A 16,720-nucleotide genomic window follows, 5' to 3' on the forward strand; every position below is an offset into this window, starting at 1 on the left:
GCCGCAACGAACTGAAAGCTGCCTAGTCTCCGCGGGTCCCGAAGACGATCTCGTCCCAGCTGGGAATACTGGAGCGCTTAGGCCGTGACGGCTGGCGTTCGGCCGCCCCGGTGTCGGAAGCTTCTTCATCCTTCTGCCCGGCGCGGGTGGGCCTCGGCTCTTCGCGTTCCCGCCGGGGAGCGCCGCCGAGAAGTTCATCCAGGCCCGCCCGCGGTGCTGCCGCTCCCGAGGTTCGTGCCTCGTCCTGGCCGGTGTGCGCGTCGTTCTCGTTCCGGCCGCGCAGCATGGTCACGGGGCGCAGGGCAGCGGGGATCAGAGTGATTTCACGGGTGTCCGTGCTCACGCCGTCGTGAAGATGGAGGGAATCGTCTTCCTTGTCGTCATGCTTCGGGGCCAGGCTCAGCCGCGACATCATGGATGCGCGCGCGTCACGGCGGCTGGGGGCGGGTTCGGCTTCAACCTGCTCGTCCGTGTCTGTGTCGGCCGGCTCTTTGTCAGCTGTTTCGCTGCCCGCGGGTGCGTCTTCGACGTCGCCGGGCCGCGGATGCGCAGCCGGAACGCCGCTGCTCAGAAGCAGCGCCAAAGCGTCGTCGCTGTCTTCGTCAAGTCCCAGCCTCTGTCCGCGACGTGAGCGCAACATGTCAAGGAGGCCATCGGCTTCCTTCGTCGCAGCGGCGGCGGCCGCACGGGCGGCGGTCCCGGCGTCGGCCTCAAAGTCAAAGGGCCGGTCGGAGACGGCCGCGAGCCGCCGGGCCGGCACGGGTCCGTCAAGGGGTTCCAGTTCGCTGAGCTGCTGGGCCCAGCGGTTGGCATTCTGGATGGATTTGCGGGCGGGATGGAAGGTCCACATGGCAGGCGGCTCTTCGCCGATGCTCTCCAAGCTGCCTGGCTTGGTTTCGAAGCGTGCGACGACGGTCCACGTGCCATCAGTCCGGCGCCAGGAATCCCATTCCACCGTAGCGGAATCGATCCCGTAGGCCGTGAGCCGGTGTGCAACCATGTCGCCCAAGCTCGCGGGTTCGTCGCCGAACGCTGCGCGGTAGGTGTCGTGGCCGGGGGCCGGTGCGGCGACTTCGACTTTGCGGGCTTGCTGGGCGATGTACTCGCGCTCGGCAAGAACAGGACCCTCATAGCGCTGCACGTTGGCGAGCGGCAGCCCTGACAGTTCCGCCACTTCCGCGGCCGTAGCGCCGCTGCGGATACGTGACTGGATGTCACGGGGGGACATGGCGACGGGCGTGATGGAAGCGCGTGCAGCCACCTGGGCAGGCGTCCGGCTCGCTGCAGCCCGCAACGCCTCATCAATCGGAAGCTGGAACATCTCGCCGCCGGTACTGCTCAACAGAAGATGTCCGCCGTCGTCGTGGACGCCAACCAGCCGTAGATCCCGCATAAAATCCTCCACCATGGCCTATCTGACATTCGAAACTCTGCCACCCGGTACGGCCTTTTCCTACTAGGACAAAGGGCGCGCCGCGATATTCCGCGAATTCCGGCATTCCCTGCGCGGGCGATCGGAACATGGGTATGGACATTCGAGTCGGCCGGGAGGACAATCTGCCCGGTATCGGGCACAAAAAAGCGGCCTGCTGCGTTACACCCTTAGACCGGAGCAGGCTCTGGTCGACAGGACCGCAAGCCCTGCGTGAAGCACAAGGGAGAACGAAGAAGGGACCATGGCAACGGACTACGATGCCCCTCGGAAGACCGAAGAAGACACCGAGGACTCGATCGAGGAACTCAAGTCGCATCGCACCGAGAAACAGTCATCATCGGCGGTCGACATCGATGAGACTGATCTGGCAGATGCCTATGAGCTCCCCGGGGCGGACTTGTCTGGCGAAGAGCTGCTGGTCCGGGTCCTGCCTCCGCAGGCGGACGAATTTACTTGCTTCAACTGCTTCCTGGTCAAACACCGCTCCCAGATTGCGCGGGAGAAAGACGGGCACCTGTACTGCAAGGAATGCGAAAGCTAGCCTCGGGAGGCCTGCTTGGCCAGCGCCGCCACAAGTTCTTCGGGGCGGCGCGTGGACGTCAGCCAGTACGGGGTGCGGTCCGCCGGGTCGGTGATTTCAATGCGGACCACGGGGTCTATCCAGCCGCGGAGGCACAGGAACGCGAGTCCGTGGAGCCGGGTACCGCGCTCTGCCGTGGCTTCGTCCTTGCGGTATGCCGTGACAGCGCCGATAAATTCGCGCTGGATAGTGGCCCGTCCCACCTGGACGGTGTCACGGTCCACCACAATCGCGGGAGTGGACACCACGAGCATGGTGGTCATGATGGCGAAGAGAACCAGCGCGGCGATGATGCCCGCGGTGATGCTGATAGGCGCGAACATCAGGATGCCCGCAGCTGACAGTCCGACCACCACGATCCAAATCCAGGGCGAGGGCCAGAGCTTTTCCGTAAACAGGACGCCCGTTCCACTCGAGGAATGGTGCGGCACGGGTACGGAAGCAGTCGATTCAGGCATGCCACCAGCTTAAGGGACCGTGACCCCGGGAATTAACGCCCCCTTTGCACTGCGACTGACCTGCGGCCGCAACCGGGGGAGTGTTCCGCGGGCGATAGAATATGTGACTGTGAGCCACGAGACAGCAGTAGCCAACCCAGCAGACACCTCCGCCGAATACGGTGCGCCGACCCTTCAGGTCCAGCTGAAAATGCTCGACGCCGGTTTGGAAGCGCCGTCGTACGCCCACCCCGGTGACGCGGGCGCGGACTTGCGGGCCCGCGCGGACGTGTCCCTCGCGCCGGGAGAGCGGAAGCTCGTTCCCACGGGCGTCTCAATCGCCCTGCCGAACGGCTTTGTCGCACTGATCCACCCCCGGTCTGGGCTGGCAACCAAGCACGGACTCACCGTGGTGAACGCTCCCGGAACGGTTGATGCCGGCTACCGAGGTGAAATTTCCGTGACGCTTTTGAATACCGACCAAAACCACGCAATCGAACTCAAGCGCGGCGATAGAATTGCTCAAATGGTGATACAGCGCGTCGAGTATGCGCAGTTCGTTTCCGTGGAGGAGTTGTCCGACACCTCGCGGGGCACCGGCGGCTTTGGATCCACCGGAGGCTTCGCGCCGGCCGTGAGCTAGAAACAACCCTCGACAATCGGCGCTGCACGGAGCTGATTGCCATGCTGCCCGCGAGTTGACGGGCAGTCTGCGGTTTACTGGGGGATAGACCACTACTAAGGAGAAAACCCGATGCTTTTTGGGCGCGGAAAGAAGTCCAAGGCTGAGCAGCCGAAAGACAACGGCACTGAGCAGGCCGATGCCGCGACGACGCGGCAGGACGGCGGCCCGGTAGCCGGTGGAGCCGCCAAGGGCGACTTCCGCCTGTCCAAGGGGCCATTCGATGCCAGCGAAATTGACAGCCAGGATGGCTACGTGGATCTTGGCGCCCTGCTGATCGAACCTTCCGAAGGCCTTCAATTGCGCCTCGAAGTGGAAGAGGCAACCCAGCGGGTGGTGGCGGTCACCATGGACCTCGATGGCTCGAGCCTCCAGCTCCAGGCGTTCGCCGCCCCACGTTCCGAAGGGCTGTGGGACGAGATCCGCGAACAAATCGGCCAATCCGTATCCAGCCAAGGAGGGGAAGTCGAGGAGATCATCGGCACCTTCGGCACGGAACTCATCGCCAAACTTCCTACGGAATCCGCAGACGGCGGACGTGGCTTCCGGGCTGCCCGGTTCATGGGCGTCGATGGGCCCCGCTGGTTCCTTCGCGGAGTCATCGGCGGCAACGCGGCTTTGGACAGGAAAGCGGCCGAAGGACTGGAGAACCTCTTCCGGAAGGTTGTGGTCGTTCGCGGAGACAACCCCATGCCGCCCCGTGAGCTGCTTCAGCTGAAGCTGCCCAAGGACGCCGTAGCGCCGGGGCAGCACGGTGCTCCCCATGAAGCGCCGCCGCTTCAGCAACCCGAACGCGGCCCGGAGATCACCCAGATTGGCTGACGAAGCGGGGCGTTCCGCTGCCGCCCAAGGCAGCCCGGCGCCCGTGCCCCTCACTGAGCTCCCGGTCCGGGGCCGGGTCGACTGCACGGGTTTCATCGAGTCGGTGACCTACCAGCCCGCCAGCGAGCAAGCACACTTCTCTGCGATCGTCGTTGACCGGATTGCGCACAGGGGCGACACGGGTCCGTTGACCCGGCTGCGCGTCATCTGGCTCGGGCGACGCAAAGTGCCCGGGATCGAACCCGGGACTGTCCTGCGGCTCGAAGGCATGGTCACACAGCGGGACGGGATGCCCACGATGTTCAATCCGCGCTATGAAATCCTCTCCCGGCAGGAGCACCAATGACAGTCGCCAACGGATCCGGCCCCCACGAAAAGCCAGCCCGGGAAAAGCCCGGTCCGGAGGAGGAATCCAGGCGGGGCACCCAGGGCCCGGGCATCGCGGACATCGCCGCCGGCTACGCCGAAAAAGCCGGACTCCAACGCAACAGCCACGGGCATGTGGACATCCTCAAATCAGCCGGAGGTGTCCAGGGGATAGCCGAGAGCATCGTGCCCGGCCTCGTATTCCTGATCGCCTTCATGGTCACCCGCGACCTTCCGGCGTCCCTGATTGCCTCCCTCGCCGCGGCTGCCGTCTTCACCGTGGTCCGGCTGGTCCAACGGCGCCCGTTGACCCAGGCGCTTGCCGGGATCGCCGGCGTCGCCATCTCCGCTTGGCTCGCAAACACCACGGGCAAGGCCGAGGACTTCTACGTCCTGGGTTTCTACACGAATATCGCCTACATCGTGGGAATGGTGCTCTCGATCCTGCTCAAGTGGCCGATCGCCGGCCTGCTGTTCGGCTTCGTCCGCAACGAAGGCTTCGAATGGCGGAAGAACCCGGAGCGCTTGCGGGCATATGCCATCGGCACGTGGGTGGTCATTGCCGTGCTGGCACTACGGCTTGTGGTCCAGGTGCCCCTGTATTTCCTGGGCGAACCCGGCCTGGCTGCGCTCGCCACCATGAGGTTGATCATGGGTGCTCCGCTGTACATCCTGGGTCTCTGGATTGCCTGGCTCCTGACCCGGCCTGCGCCGGGCCAGAAGCCGGAGCGCGATCCTCAGCCGTCGAAACCGTCGTCGTCGGACTGATCCGAAAACTCCTCCTCGACGCCGACTGAACCGTGGTCCCCGGCGGACGGGGAGAGCAGGGCCCTGAGGCCGTCTTCGGCCTCGATGGTCGTGACGAAGAACAGTTCGTCGCCGCCGTCGATCACGTCGTCGCGGCTTGGTGTGATCGGCGCGTGGTCCCGGAGGATCGCCACCAGGGTCGCGTCGTCGGGCCATTCGATGCCGCCCACGGTGCTCCCGATGATGTGCGAGTCGTGGGGAACCGTGAATTCGACCAGCGAGGACACACCCGTCTGCAAGGTCAGCAAACGGACGAGGTCACCGATTTCCACGGCCTCTTCCACGAGCGCCGTCATGAGCTGCGGGGTGTTGACTGCGACGTCGACGCCCCAGGAATCGTTGAACATCCAGTCGTTCTTAGGATTGTTGACCCGGCCCACCGTGCGGCCCACACCGAATTCGGTCTTGGCAAGCAAGGACACCACAAGGTTGACTTTGTCGTCGCCGGTCGCGGACACGACAACGTCGGCCCCTTCCAATTTCGCGTCCTGCAGGGTGCTCAATTCGCACGCATCGCCCACGAGCCAGCGGGCCCCGCGGAGCCCGCTGCGCCCGATGACCTCCGGTTTGAGGTCGATCAGCATGATCTCGTGTTTGTGGGCGAGCAATTCGCGCGCGATCGATGAACCGACGCTGCCTGCGCCGACAATAACGACTTTCACTCAGACTCCTTGGCGGGTGCGCTGGAAAGGATGCGCGCCACCTCGGCGCTGCGGTCAAGATTCAACATGGCGTGCACGGTGTCGCCCTCCTGGTAGGCCGTTCCGGCCTGCGGCAGGACGCCTTCGCCAAAGCGGGTAAGGAAAGCGATGCGGATGCCGGATGCTGCTTCGATGGCAGTCAACGGGTGCCCGATCCAGCCTTGGTCAAGGTCGACTTCGGACAAAACCAGCCGGCCCGAGGGTTCGCGGTAATCGCCTGCCAGATGCTGCTCGGGCAGGATCCGGCGCAGGACCTGGTCCGCGCTCCAACGCACGGCGGCGACCGTGGGGATGCCCAGGCGCTGGTAGATTTCGGCGCGGCCCGGATCGTAGATGCGGGCAACAACATGCGAAACATGGAAAGTTTCACGCGCTACCCGGGTGGCGAGGATATTGGAATTGTCACCGCTGGAGACGGCGGCGAAGGCGTACGCCTCCTCGCAACCTGCCTGCTTGAGGGTGTCCCGGTCGAATCCCACGCCCGTGACTTTCCTACCGGTGAATCCGCTGCGCAAGCGGCGGAAGGCACGGTCGTCCTGGTCGATGATTGCCACCGAATGGCCGGCGTCTTCCAAGGTGTGCGCCAACGTTGCGCCAACTCGTCCGCAACCCATGATCACAAAGTGAGCCACGGTTTCTCCTTCACTCTTATGCATGCCGCTCGGTAAGACTCTACCGGGGCAAGTCGCGGAAGCCAGTCCGCCGTCATGACATCGCGTTCGATTCAGAGTAGCTTTGCGGAGTGCTGACAATTCTCAACGCCGCGAAGCGGGTGTTGGTGGGGCGGCCGTTCCGGAACGACCGCCTGTCCCACACCCTGCTTCCCAAGCGCATTGCGCTGCCGATTTTCGCTTCGGACGCCCTGTCCTCCGTGGCCTATGCCCCCGACGAAATCCTGCTGACGCTGGCCCTCGCCGGCGTGAGTGCCGTGGCCATTTCGCCGCTCGTAGGCCTCGCAGTCATGGTGGTCTTGCTCACGGTTGTTGCCTCATACCGGCAGAACGTCCACGCCTACCCCTCAGGTGGCGGCGACTACGAAATCGCCAACGTCAATCTCGGGAAGTTCGCAGGCCTGACGGTCGCCGCTGCCTTGTTGGTGGACTACGTCCTCACCGTCGCCGTGTCGATGTCCTCCGCGGCGGCGTACCTGACCACGGCGATCCCCTCGATGCACGGGCAGCAGGCGCTCATCGCCACAGTCGGCGTCGTCATCCTGGCACTGGTGAACCTGCGAGGAATCAAGGAAGCCGGCAGCGTCTTCGCGATTCCCACCTATATCTTCATGTTCTCCATCCTGGGCATGACGGCCGTCGGTATCTTCCAGGCAGCCATAGGACAACTCGGCCGGGCTCCCTCGGCGGCCTTCACCATCGTCCCGCAAGAGGGATTCGACCAGGGACTCGTGGGCCTGGCAGGCGCGTTCCTGCTCCTGAGGGCCTTCTCCTCCGGCGCCGCCGCCCTGACCGGTGTGGAGGCCATCAGCAACGGCGTGCCGAACTTCAAGAAGCCCAAGAGCAAGAATGCGGCCACCACGCTCTTGCTGCTCGGAGTCATCGCCTCTGCCATGCTCGCGGGCATCATCTACCTTGCCAACGCCACCAAGGTCCACATCGTGCTGGATCCGGCCAAGGAATTCCTCCTGAATGGCCAACCGCTCCCGGACGACTACATCCAGAACCCCGCCATCAGCCAGATTGCACAGACGATCTTCGGCGCCGGGTCCATCCCGTTCTACGTTGTTGTCGCCGCCACGGGCGTCATCCTCGTCTTCGCCTCCAACACCGCTTTCAACGGATTCCCGGTCCTGGGCTCCATCCTCGCCCAGGACGGCTACCTTCCCCGCCAGCTTCGGACCCGCGGAGACCGCCTGGCCTTCAGCAACGGCGTCCTGGCCCTCGCGGCCGGGGCCTTGGTCCTCATCATTTCCTTCAACGCCGATGTCACCAAGCTCATCCAGCTATACATCGTTGGCGTCTTCATTTCCTTCACGATGAGCCAGCTGGGCATGGTGCGCCACTGGGGCAGGGAACTCAAACTTGCGCAGGACAAAGCCGTCCGCCGCAGGATCGTGAAGTCCCGCACCATCAACATGCTCGGTTTTGCCATGACTGCGCTGGTGCTGACCATCGTGCTGATCACCAAGTTCGAGCAGGGCGCCTGGATCGCCCTTCTGGCGATGTTCGTGCTGTTCCTCATCATGTGGAGCATCCGCGCCCACTACGACAATGTGGCCAAGGAATTGGCCGTTGACGAGGATTCATCCCCGCGCGCATTGCCCACCCGGGTCCATGCGGTGCTGCTTGTTTCCCATGTCCGCAAACCGGTGCTGCGCGCACTGGCCTACGCGCGGGCGTCGAGGCCGTCCCGGCTGGATGCCATCATCGTGGATATCGACCACGAGGAAACGGCGCGCACCGTGGAGGCCTGGGACAAGCTGGACATCCCTGTCCCGTTGACCGTGTTGGCGAGCCCTTACCGTGAAACCGTCACGCCCATCCTGGACTACGTCAAGAACATGCGCCGCGATTCCCCGCGCGACCTGATCGTCGTCTACATCCCGGAGTACGTCGTCGGCAAGTGGTGGGAACAGCTCGTGCACAACCAGACCGCCTTGCGCATCAAGGCCCGGCTCCACTTTGAACCCGGCGTCATGGTGGCTAGCGTTCCATGGCAATTGAAGTCCTCCGAAGAAGCAAAGGCATTGCAGGATACCTGATGACCCACCCCAGCAACACCGAATCCAGCTCGCCCACGGCCCAGGACGGAGCTGCCACGGAGCTGGTGGTGGACGTCGGCCCCGTCGCCCACGGCGGCCACTTTGTCGCACGGCACGAAGGCCGGGTCATTTTTGTCCGGCACGGCATCCCGGGGGAGAAGGTCCGGGTCCGGCTGACCGATGCGGGAGAGTCTTCCCGTTTCTGGCGTGCCGACGTCGTCGACGTCCTGGAAGCATCAGAGGATCGGACGCGCCATTTCTGGCCCCTCGCAGACTCGCTTGCCGCCTGGCGCAAGGGCGGTCCGCCCGTGGGCGGCGCCGAACTCGGGCACGTGACACTCGAACGGCAGCGCCTGCTCAAATCCGAAGTCCTCGCCGAGCAACTCAAGCGGCTCGCCGGCGTCGAACTCCATGTCGAGGTGGAGCGCGCAGCTGCTGGTGACCCGGGCTCCGACGGCGTTGCGGGCTCCGACGACGATACCGGGCTCGGCTGGCGGACCCGTGCGAGCTTTGCTGTCACCACCGGTGGCCGGCTGGGGATGCATGCCCACCGCTCCGACGTCGTGATTCCGGTCCACGAGATGCCCTTGGCACTGCCGGGCATCAACGAGTTGCGGCTCTGGGACATCGACCTGCGGGGAATTTCGCGGGTGGAAGTGGCCGCGCCTGCCAACGGATCGCGTCCGCTTGTCCTTCTCGCCCCGGAAGAAGGCACCGATGCCCGGCGCCTCAACCGGATCCTGGGCCAGCTCCCGCATGAAGTGTCGGTGGCCAGCTTCGACCCCGTGGGCGGAGAGGTCCTGCAACTGCGCGGCAGGACCTGGGTCCAGGAAACGGCTGCCGGCCACGAATACCGCGTAACGGGAGAAGGGTTCTGGCAGATCCACAAGGATGCGCCCGGGACCCTGGTGGGGGCGGTGACGGGTTTCCTGCACGACGGCGGCTACCTCCTTCCGGGCTCGGCCGTCGCCGACCTTTACGCGGGAGCCGGATTGTTTACGGCGCCCTTGGCGGATGCTGTGGGGATCACCGGTTCGGTGCTCTCCGTCGAAGGATCGCCCGGGACAAGCCGGGATGCCCGCAAGAATCTGCACGGAGAGACCCAGGTTGAAATTGTCCAGGGCAGGGTGGAACGTGTCCTCCGGCAGCGCCCCCGCAGCTTCGATGCCTTGGTGATCGACCCGCCGCGGGCCGGCGCGGGCAAAGCCGTGGTCAGCCAGCTCATCGAGTCCGGGCCGCGGGCAATCGCCTATGTGTCGTGTGATCCGGCCTCCTTTGCGCGCGATCTGGGGTACTTCCGAAACGGCGGATGGCGGCTTGAATCCCTCCGGGCCTTCGACTTGTATCCGCACACGCATCACCTCGAGACCGTTGCGTTGCTGGTGCCGGCGGCATAGCCGCCACTACGATGGTGGAGAAGTCCTACGTCGCGCTTCATTTCTCCATCGGCCGTTCGACGCCCTGATTAGGTTTGCCTAACTAGCTAGCGGTCAACCACGCGACAAAGATGAAAGCTGTTGCGAGAGGAGTCCTGCCATGAGCACTGTGGACAGCTTCGGTTCCAAAGGCGTACTGAATGTAGCCGGCACCGATTATGAAATTTTCCGGTTGAACTCCGTTGAGGGCGCAGAAAGCCTTCCGTTCAGCCTTAAGGTATTGCTTGAAAACCTCCTGCGGACGGAAGACGGCGCCAATATCACGGCCGACCACGTCCGCGCCCTGGCCGGCTGGGACCCGGATGCCCAGCCAGACACCGAGATCCAGTTCACCCCGGCCCGCGTCATCATGCAGGACTTCACCGGGGTCCCCTGCGTCGTTGACCTTGCCACCATGCGTGAAGCCATCAAGGACCTCGGCGGCGACCCCAAGCGCGTCAACCCGCTGGCTCCGGCTGAGATGGTCATCGACCACTCCGTGCAGATCGACGCCTTCGGCAACTCCGGCGCCCTTGAGCGCAACATGGAGATCGAATACCAGCGCAACGGCGAGCGTTACCAGTTCCTGCGCTGGGGCCAGACTGCTTTTGACGACTTCAAGGTTGTTCCCCCTGGAACAGGCATCGTCCACCAGGTCAACATCGAATACCTCGCACGCACCGTCATGACCCGCGAAGTTGACGGCGTCCTCCGCGCCTACCCCGACACCTGCGTCGGCACGGACTCGCACACCACCATGGTCAACGGCCTGGGCGTGCTGGGCTGGGGCGTAGGCGGCATCGAAGCCGAGGCTGCCATGCTGGGCCAGCCCGTCTCCATGCTGATCCCGCGCGTTGTCGGCTTCAAGCTCACGGGCTCCATCCCCGCGGGCGCTACCGCCACGGACGTCGTCCTGACCATCACCGAGCAGCTGCGCAACCACGGTGTGGTCGGCAAGTTCGTGGAGTTCTACGGCGAAGGCGTTGCGGCTGTGCCGCTGGCCAACCGCGCCACCATCGGCAACATGAGCCCGGAGTTCGGCTCCACGGCAGCGATGTTCCCGATCGACGACGTCACGCTCGATTACCTGCGCCTCACCGGCCGCTCCGAGCAGAACGTCGCCCTGGTCGAGGCCTACGCGAAGGAACAGGGCCTCTGGCACGATCCCTCGCACGAGATCAAGTTTTCCGAGTACCTTGAGCTCGACCTGTCCACGGTTGTTCCCTCCATCTCGGGCCCGAAGCGTCCCCAGGACCGCATCATCCTCACGGAGGCCAAGGCCCAGTTCCGCGAGGACCTGCGCAACTACGTGAAGGAAGACCTGGTAGGCGGAAGCCTGGACGAAGCGATCGACGAAAGCTTCCCGGCCTCCGATTCGCCGTCGTTCACCGCCACTGCGACCCACCTGGCCGACATCGCGCCGCACGCACACGGCCCGAAGTCCAACGGTCGTCCGTCGAACAAGGTGAGCGTCACAACAGCTGACGGCCGCGAATTCGAACTGGACCACGGTGCCGTTTCGATCGCTTCCATCACGTCCTGCACCAACACGTCCAACCCCTCCGTGATGCTGGCCGCCGCGCTGCTCGCCCGCAACGCCGTTGACAAGGGCCTCACGTCCAAGCCGTGGGTCAAGACTTCGGTCGCTCCCGGCTCCAAGGTTGTCACCGACTACTACGAGAAGTCCGGCCTGACTCCCTACCTGGAGAAGCTCGGCTTCTACATCGTGGGATATGGCTGCGCCACCTGCATCGGCAACTCCGGACCGCTCGACGCCGAAATCTCCGAGGCCATCCAGGCCAACGACCTTTCCGTCACCGCTGTCCTCTCCGGCAACCGCAACTTCGAAGGCCGGATCAACCCGGACGTCAAGATGAACTACCTGGCTTCCCCGCCGCTGGTCATCGCCTACGCCCTGGCCGGAACCATGGACTTCGACTTCGACGCCGATCCGCTGGGCCAGGACCAGGACGGCAACGATGTCTTCTTGACGGACATCTGGCCGAACCCTGTCGAGGTCCAGAAGGTCATCGATTCCTCGATTGACAAAGAAATGTTCGCCCGCGGTTACGAAGGCGTCTTCGATGGCGACGAGCGCTGGAAGGCACTCGAAACCCCGGCAGGCGACACCTTCGCCTGGGACGCCAAGTCCACGTACGTGCGGAAGCCCCCGTACTTTGAAGGCATGAAGGCCCAGCCGGATCCCGTAACGGACATCGCCGGCGCCCGCGTGCTGCTGAAGCTCGGGGATTCGGTCACCACTGACCACATCTCCCCGGCCGGCTCCTTCAAGTCGGACACCCCGGCCGGCCAGTACCTTCTGGCCAACGGTGTGGAGCGCAAGGACTTCAACTCCTACGGTTCACGCCGTGGCAACCACGAGGTCATGATCCGCGGAACCTTCGCGAACATCCGCATCAAGAACCAGCTGCTCGCTGACTTCAACGACGGCGCGGGCGTCGAGGGTGGCTTCACCCGCGACTTCACCCAGCCGGACGGCCCGCAGGCCTACGTCTACGACGCTGCGCAGAACTACCAGGCAGCCGGCACGCCGCTGGTGGTCCTGGCCGGCAAGGAGTACGGCTCCGGCTCTTCCCGCGACTGGGCTGCCAAGGGAACCGCGCTTCTGGGCGTGAAGGCTGTCATCGCCGAAAGCTACGAGCGGATCCACCGCTCCAACCTCATCGGCATGGGCGTCCTCCCGCTGCAGTACCCGGCCGGCGAATCCGCTGCGTCGCTGGGCCTGGTGGGTACGGAAACGTTCTCCGTCGAGGGCGTCACCGAGCTGAACAACGGCACGACGCCGAGGACGCTCAAGGTCACGGCAACGGCCGAGGACGGCAGCACCAAGTCCTTCGATGCCGTGTTGCGCATCGATACCCCGGGCGAAGCGGACTACTACCGCAACGGCGGCATCCTGCAGTACGTTTTGCGCCAAATTAGCGGTAGCTGAGCTGATCGGCTCGAATACCAGAGGAACTGGTCGCTGACCGCTTTGCCGGCGGTCGCATTAGAGTCTCGCACAAGTGCCCCGCCAGGCCTCGGCCTGGCGGGGCACTTGCTGTTTCCTGTTGAACGAGTAGTGGCCGGTACGTTTCCGGTCGGAGCGGCTGGTACGCGAGTTCAAAGACGGCGTGCTGGTCGTCCACCTCATGTCGGCGCGGCGGCAGGCATGGCAGCGTAGGAGGTGCCGATCCCAGATCGCGGCGAGAAGCGCAGGATCGTCGCGCGGATCTTGCAAGCTCTGGAGCAGATGAGCGGTTGGTCATCCGCCTCAGCAGGGAACTTACGCTCATGGACGCAGGCGAGCCTGCTGGTAGAGATCGAACGCGCAGTAAGAGGTAAGGCCCACGGCGCAGACTTACTTTTCCGTGCAGCATCTTGGTGCGTGATCTAGTGTTTTTGAGTTTCACCGATGGAATCGCTGGGCCAGCTAGGTTGGCGCGATCCCTGGCAAGTCATCCAAACACTGCGGATAACCACAGGAGTCTTCACAGAAGGCAAAATTAGACCAGATTGTTCAGGGCTGTCAGCTCGTTCATGAGTTGAAAGCGTGTAGACGGCGCGCGGAAGGATGTTGGCACGTGCCACTTTGGAATCATCAGGATGCTGCACTTACGACACTGCGCAGGTACCTTCGTGAGGGTTCGGCGGCGGGTGCTGCACTGATATCTATGCCGACGGGCAGCGGCAAATCGGCCGTGATCGCTTCACTTGTTGCGGCAACGGAAGTGGGCGGAAAGAAGCAAAGTGCTTTGATCGTTACCCCTTGGTATGGGTTGACTAGGCAGATTTTGGAGGACATTGATGATCGCGTCTGGCAGCGCCTAGAGCAGAAACGCCCCGAGAATCTGGCGAAAGTGGAAGCCGTACGCAGTGCCGCTGCCTTCATCGCCGAGATGCAATCGCAGGAACTCCAGAGAGCCGAAGGTTTACGTCACCACTCTGGCAATGGTCCTCCAGATCTATAAAACTGTTGGCAACGACAGCATTCAGATGGCGTCCTTATTTCAAGGTTTCGCGACCGTCGTGGTTGATGAGTGCCACTACGAACCAGCCCCTGGATGGTCCCGGGCGGTGCGCGCCACGGGGCTTCCCATCTGCCTGTTTACAGCGACGCCCTTTCGAAACGATAACCGCATGTTCGTGCTCGATGAAGATGCGCATTATCGGTACAGCCACCTCCAGGCTGTGAAAGACAGAGTCCTTAGGGAACCAACTTTTTTGATTACCAGGGAAACTGCGTCTGTCAGTGACTATGTTGATGACCTCCTTGGACACATTGCCGAAAAGGTGACTGAAGGGGAGCGGGTTATTGTCCGGTGCGGAAACCGGGCAAGTGTGGAGGCAGTCGCCCGCACGCTTAGCGCGAAGGGCCGCACAGTGGTCGCTGTGCATGAAGCGTTCGTCCACGATGAAGCGGCTCCCTATCTCAGACGATCAGTTCCTGCTCCCTCCGGTCGTCCTGACGCGCAGTTTCTAGTACATCAGCACAAGTTGACCGAAGGATTCGATGATCCGTCGGTCAAGGTTCTCGCGGTTTACGAAGGCTTCGGGAATGACCGGTCGCGCATCCAACAAGTTGGCCGGATCCTTCGTAACCCGACACGAGCCGAGGATACTTCAGCTTTTGTTCTCTCCGCGGACGCAACGATGCAGGAAGCCTGGGAGCGTTACCGGAAATTTGATGCCGGCGATGACCCAAAGTCAGTCGCCACCGACCCAGCAGGCGTCGCCGAGCTACTGGATGCGCAACCAGAGATCTTTTACTGGGATCGGCTCTTTCGCGAACAGGCAGATCTGCGCGCGGACGAAGCATGGAAGGAGATCAAGTTTCGACTCAGCACGTCCATCCGCCGACCCATCGGAGCCTTCGGGCTGGATTCATTGGTAAAACAAGTTGAGGACGATCTCGCTTGCAACGATCGTCAAATTCTCAGCACGGGGAGCCCCGATGAGGATACGCGGGTCTTCCTCCACCTTTCTGTACGCAACTCGCCCATCCTGCGCGAAGCGGCTTTTGTAGAGATGGCACTCGGATATACAGTGCTTCACTGGAACGGAGAACATCTTTTTGTGTCCGACTCGGATGGCCTCCCGGAGTCGGTCCGCTCCCACACAATTTCGGTAGGTGCCGGCGCGCTAGTGGGACTGTTGCCTAGCGATTCCACAGTCACTTCCATGTCGCTCACCAACAATGATCTAAGCGATTGGTCGGTGCGTTCACGCTCACTGAGTGCCCGGGACGTTGCTTTAGTGGCAGCTGAGGTTGGGGATTCGACCTTTGGGTACTCGACGGCATCCGGCACTCTCGTCATTGAGGGCAACAGAGTTGGTCGATACACAGGTGTCAAGAATGGGCGTGTGAGTGACTCCCGTAGCTCGAAGGGGCACTATCCCGAGTTACGAGCATGGTTCGACGAATTGTCCGTTGCACTGCAAAGGGAGGATCCCCCCGCGTCGGCGATCGCACGCTATGGACTCCCTGTCACTATTTCCGATCCTCCGATTGCTGCACACGTGCTCCTCGACCTTGCCCAGCACACATTCGAACCGCTAGAAGAGGGTGGTGACCCCCTCGTGATCGATTGCTCCGGTGGTGTCGTAGAGCACGGGCAGTTCGAGGTGGAAATCAACGGAAGCCCGATCGATGTCTCAATCCGCTGGGACAGCGCTCTCAATAGGTTTGAACTCTTTTCCGCTCGTAGCGTGCCGTACAGATCCACTATCGATCCACGCTCGACGTTCTGGCAGTTTGTAACTCGTGAACAGTTGGTGAAGGTGGCAACGGCTGGGGGGGCTTGTCTACTCGAACCGAAACTTCTGGTCCATGAAGCGTCGTAACTCGAGTTCACCTGACGGTTTGTTGTCGATCCTGGAGACGAGAGAGGAGCTTTCGAATGTGGTGGGGGAGAAGGGACATGCGGACGGCGCAGGGCCTTGGCCATCTGACACTGTGTTCGGACAAATTGATGACGTGCTCCTGCCACAGGCTTTGGGCACGGAATCAACCGTCTTGTGTACCGACTTGGGATCCGAAATAGCTGACTTCGTAGGATTCAATGAAGCGAAGGTAGTTTTTGCCCATGCCAAAAGCAAGAAGGAGATGAAACCTTCAAGGATTTCGGGTGCGGCGCTGCACGACGTGGTCTCGCAGGCGACAAAGAGCTTGCGGTTCCTGACCATTGGAAACCAAGACCGCCCGGCAACAAAGTATTGGGCGGATGATTGGAGCATCCAGCCAAGGTCGGGGTCCAAAGCTACACCCTTGGGGCCAGCGAAGCGTCTGCGCCGTGGGGCGGCCCAGACGACAGGTGAAGCGTACTGGGACCAAGTCGACGCGATCATCCAGTCGCACGCAGCCGAACGCGAAGTTTGGCTCGTGTTGGGAGCATGCCTGTCTAAGTCAGCCCTTAGTGACGAACTCGCGAAGGAAAATCCCAAACCCGTAGCGCTGCAGGTGCACGCGCTTCTAACCGCAGCATGGAGCGCCGCCCAGCAGTGCGGGATTCGGTTGAGGGTGTTCTGCTCGGAATGATGGCACTGTGGCGGAGTTCTGGCGCAATAGTGATGGCTCGTGATCGAGGCTTAGGGTAGCACCACTGTCGCCATTCGCCGGAATGGGCACGGACCGCTTCGCGCCCCCTATGGCCATTAAGGCTGGATGGGACTGCCCCGGCTTTTGTTGACTCGGGGTCTTAGGCCGCTGTGAGCGCGGTCCGGTTGATTGTTTCATATTCGATGGGCGTGAGTTTTCCC

15 protein-coding genes are annotated in these 16,720 nt (G+C 62.8%); 11 read left to right on the forward strand and 4 right to left on the reverse strand.

Annotated elements, in window-relative coordinates; all coding sequences use genetic code 11:
* Window positions 1–22: 22 nt before the first annotated feature.
* Entirely contained in the window at window positions 23–1,393 is a 1,371-nt protein-coding gene (sepH, locus tag AB0O52_RS13445; protein ID WP_364538289.1) for a septation protein SepH, read from the reverse strand.
* A 283-nt stretch (window positions 1,394–1,676) separates the two neighbouring features.
* On the opposite strand from sepH, the gene AB0O52_RS13450 reads away from it, so the two are divergent.
* On the forward strand, window positions 1,677–1,976 hold the full coding sequence (locus AB0O52_RS13450) for a DUF4193 domain-containing protein (RefSeq protein ID WP_078105507.1): 300 nt from the start codon (window positions 1,677–1,679) through the stop codon (window positions 1,974–1,976).
* Here the strand turns inward: AB0O52_RS13450 and AB0O52_RS13455 are convergent.
* Window positions 1,973–2,473, reverse strand: coding sequence for a DUF3093 domain-containing protein (locus tag AB0O52_RS13455; RefSeq protein WP_364538291.1), 501 nt, complete (start codon window positions 2,471–2,473; stop codon window positions 1,973–1,975). The genes AB0O52_RS13450 and AB0O52_RS13455 overlap by 4 nt on opposite strands.
* Window positions 2,474–2,582: 109 nt before the next feature.
* Here AB0O52_RS13455 and dut point away from each other — a divergent pair, with 109 nt between their 5' ends.
* From dut to AB0O52_RS13475, 4 genes are all read left to right on the forward strand, one after another.
* The gene (gene dut / locus AB0O52_RS13460; protein WP_364538293.1) at window positions 2,583–3,095 is read left to right on the forward strand and encodes a dUTP diphosphatase; all 513 of its coding nucleotides are present in this window, start codon (window positions 2,583–2,585) and stop codon (window positions 3,093–3,095) included.
* A 111-nt stretch (window positions 3,096–3,206) separates the two neighbouring features.
* The gene (locus tag AB0O52_RS13465; RefSeq protein ID WP_364538295.1) at window positions 3,207–3,956 is read left to right on the forward strand and encodes a DUF3710 domain-containing protein; all 750 of its coding nucleotides are present in this window, start codon (window positions 3,207–3,209) and stop codon (window positions 3,954–3,956) included.
* On the forward strand, window positions 3,949–4,302 hold the full coding sequence (locus tag AB0O52_RS13470) for a hypothetical protein (RefSeq protein ID WP_364538297.1): 354 nt from the start codon (window positions 3,949–3,951) through the stop codon (window positions 4,300–4,302). The genes AB0O52_RS13465 and AB0O52_RS13470 overlap by 8 nt, the downstream gene beginning before the upstream one ends.
* Window positions 4,299–5,090: a DUF3159 domain-containing protein gene (locus tag AB0O52_RS13475; RefSeq protein WP_364538299.1), complete on the forward strand. Its 792-nt coding sequence runs from the start codon at window positions 4,299–4,301 to the stop codon at window positions 5,088–5,090. The genes AB0O52_RS13470 and AB0O52_RS13475 overlap by 4 nt, the downstream gene beginning before the upstream one ends.
* On the opposite strand, the gene AB0O52_RS13480 is transcribed toward AB0O52_RS13475, so the two are convergent.
* Both AB0O52_RS13480 and AB0O52_RS13485 read right to left on the reverse strand, forming a co-directional pair.
* Window positions 5,060–5,791 carry an NAD-binding protein gene (locus AB0O52_RS13480; RefSeq protein WP_364538301.1) on the reverse strand — a complete coding sequence of 244 codons (732 nt, stop codon included), beginning with the start codon at window positions 5,789–5,791 and terminating at the stop codon, window positions 5,060–5,062. The genes AB0O52_RS13475 and AB0O52_RS13480 overlap by 31 nt on opposite strands.
* Window positions 5,788–6,462: an NAD-binding protein gene (locus tag AB0O52_RS13485; RefSeq protein ID WP_284752024.1), complete on the reverse strand. Its 675-nt coding sequence runs from the start codon at window positions 6,460–6,462 to the stop codon at window positions 5,788–5,790. The genes AB0O52_RS13480 and AB0O52_RS13485 overlap by 4 nt, the downstream gene beginning before the upstream one ends.
* Window positions 6,463–6,572: 110 nt before the next feature.
* On the opposite strand from AB0O52_RS13485, the gene AB0O52_RS13490 reads away from it, so the two are divergent.
* The 6 genes from AB0O52_RS13490 (at window position 6,573) to AB0O52_RS13515 (ending at window position 16,499) form a co-directional block, all read left to right on the forward strand.
* Entirely contained in the window at window positions 6,573–8,546 is a 1,974-nt protein-coding gene (locus tag AB0O52_RS13490; RefSeq protein ID WP_364538303.1) for an APC family permease, read from the forward strand.
* A complete protein-coding gene (locus tag AB0O52_RS13495) occupies window positions 8,546–9,943 on the forward strand; it encodes a TRAM domain-containing protein (RefSeq protein WP_364538305.1) in 1,398 nt (465 codons plus the stop codon). The genes AB0O52_RS13490 and AB0O52_RS13495 overlap by 1 nt, the downstream gene beginning before the upstream one ends.
* Before the next feature lie 139 nt (window positions 9,944–10,082).
* The gene (locus tag AB0O52_RS13500; protein WP_364538307.1) at window positions 10,083–12,914 is read left to right on the forward strand and encodes an aconitate hydratase; all 2,832 of its coding nucleotides are present in this window, start codon (window positions 10,083–10,085) and stop codon (window positions 12,912–12,914) included.
* 631 nt (window positions 12,915–13,545) lie between these two features.
* A complete protein-coding gene (locus AB0O52_RS13505; RefSeq protein WP_364538309.1) occupies window positions 13,546–13,932 on the forward strand; it encodes a DEAD/DEAH box helicase family protein in 387 nt (128 codons plus the stop codon).
* Window positions 13,913–15,805 (forward strand): hypothetical protein, encoded by a 1,893-nt coding sequence (locus AB0O52_RS13510; RefSeq protein ID WP_364538311.1) that lies wholly within the window; start codon window positions 13,913–13,915, stop codon window positions 15,803–15,805. The genes AB0O52_RS13505 and AB0O52_RS13510 overlap by 20 nt, the downstream gene beginning before the upstream one ends.
* Entirely contained in the window at window positions 15,792–16,499 is a 708-nt protein-coding gene (locus AB0O52_RS13515; protein ID WP_364538313.1) for a hypothetical protein, read from the forward strand. The genes AB0O52_RS13510 and AB0O52_RS13515 overlap by 14 nt, the downstream gene beginning before the upstream one ends.
* Window positions 16,500–16,720 lie beyond the last annotated feature (221 nt).

The organism is Arthrobacter sp. NPDC080073 (assembly GCF_040686575.1).
Lineage (GTDB): Bacteria > Actinomycetota > Actinomycetes > Actinomycetales > Micrococcaceae > Arthrobacter.

What these genes read in the sequence shown, in the direction of transcription:
- AB0O52_RS13450 (WP_078105507.1), top strand. Translation starts at nt 1,677, where the DNA reads ATGGCAACGGACTACGATGCCCCTCGGAAGACCGAAGAAGACACCGAG.
- AB0O52_RS13465 (WP_364538295.1), top strand. Translation starts at nt 3,207, where the DNA reads ATGCTTTTTGGGCGCGGAAAGAAGTCCAAGGCTGAGCAGCCGAAAGAC.
- AB0O52_RS13455 (WP_364538291.1), bottom strand. Translation starts at nt 2,473, where the DNA reads ATGCCTGAATCGACTGCTTCCGTACCCGTGCCGCACCATTCCTCGAGT.
- AB0O52_RS13515 (WP_364538313.1), top strand. Translation starts at nt 15,792, where the DNA reads ATGAAGCGTCGTAACTCGAGTTCACCTGACGGTTTGTTGTCGATCCTG.
- AB0O52_RS13495 (WP_364538305.1), top strand. Translation starts at nt 8,546, where the DNA reads ATGACCCACCCCAGCAACACCGAATCCAGCTCGCCCACGGCCCAGGAC.
- AB0O52_RS13475 (WP_364538299.1), top strand. Translation starts at nt 4,299, where the DNA reads ATGACAGTCGCCAACGGATCCGGCCCCCACGAAAAGCCAGCCCGGGAA.
- AB0O52_RS13500 (WP_364538307.1), top strand. Translation starts at nt 10,083, where the DNA reads ATGAGCACTGTGGACAGCTTCGGTTCCAAAGGCGTACTGAATGTAGCC.
- sepH (WP_364538289.1), bottom strand. Translation starts at nt 1,393, where the DNA reads ATGCGGGATCTACGGCTGGTTGGCGTCCACGACGACGGCGGACATCTT.
- AB0O52_RS13510 (WP_364538311.1), top strand. Translation starts at nt 13,913, where the DNA reads ATGGTCCTCCAGATCTATAAAACTGTTGGCAACGACAGCATTCAGATG.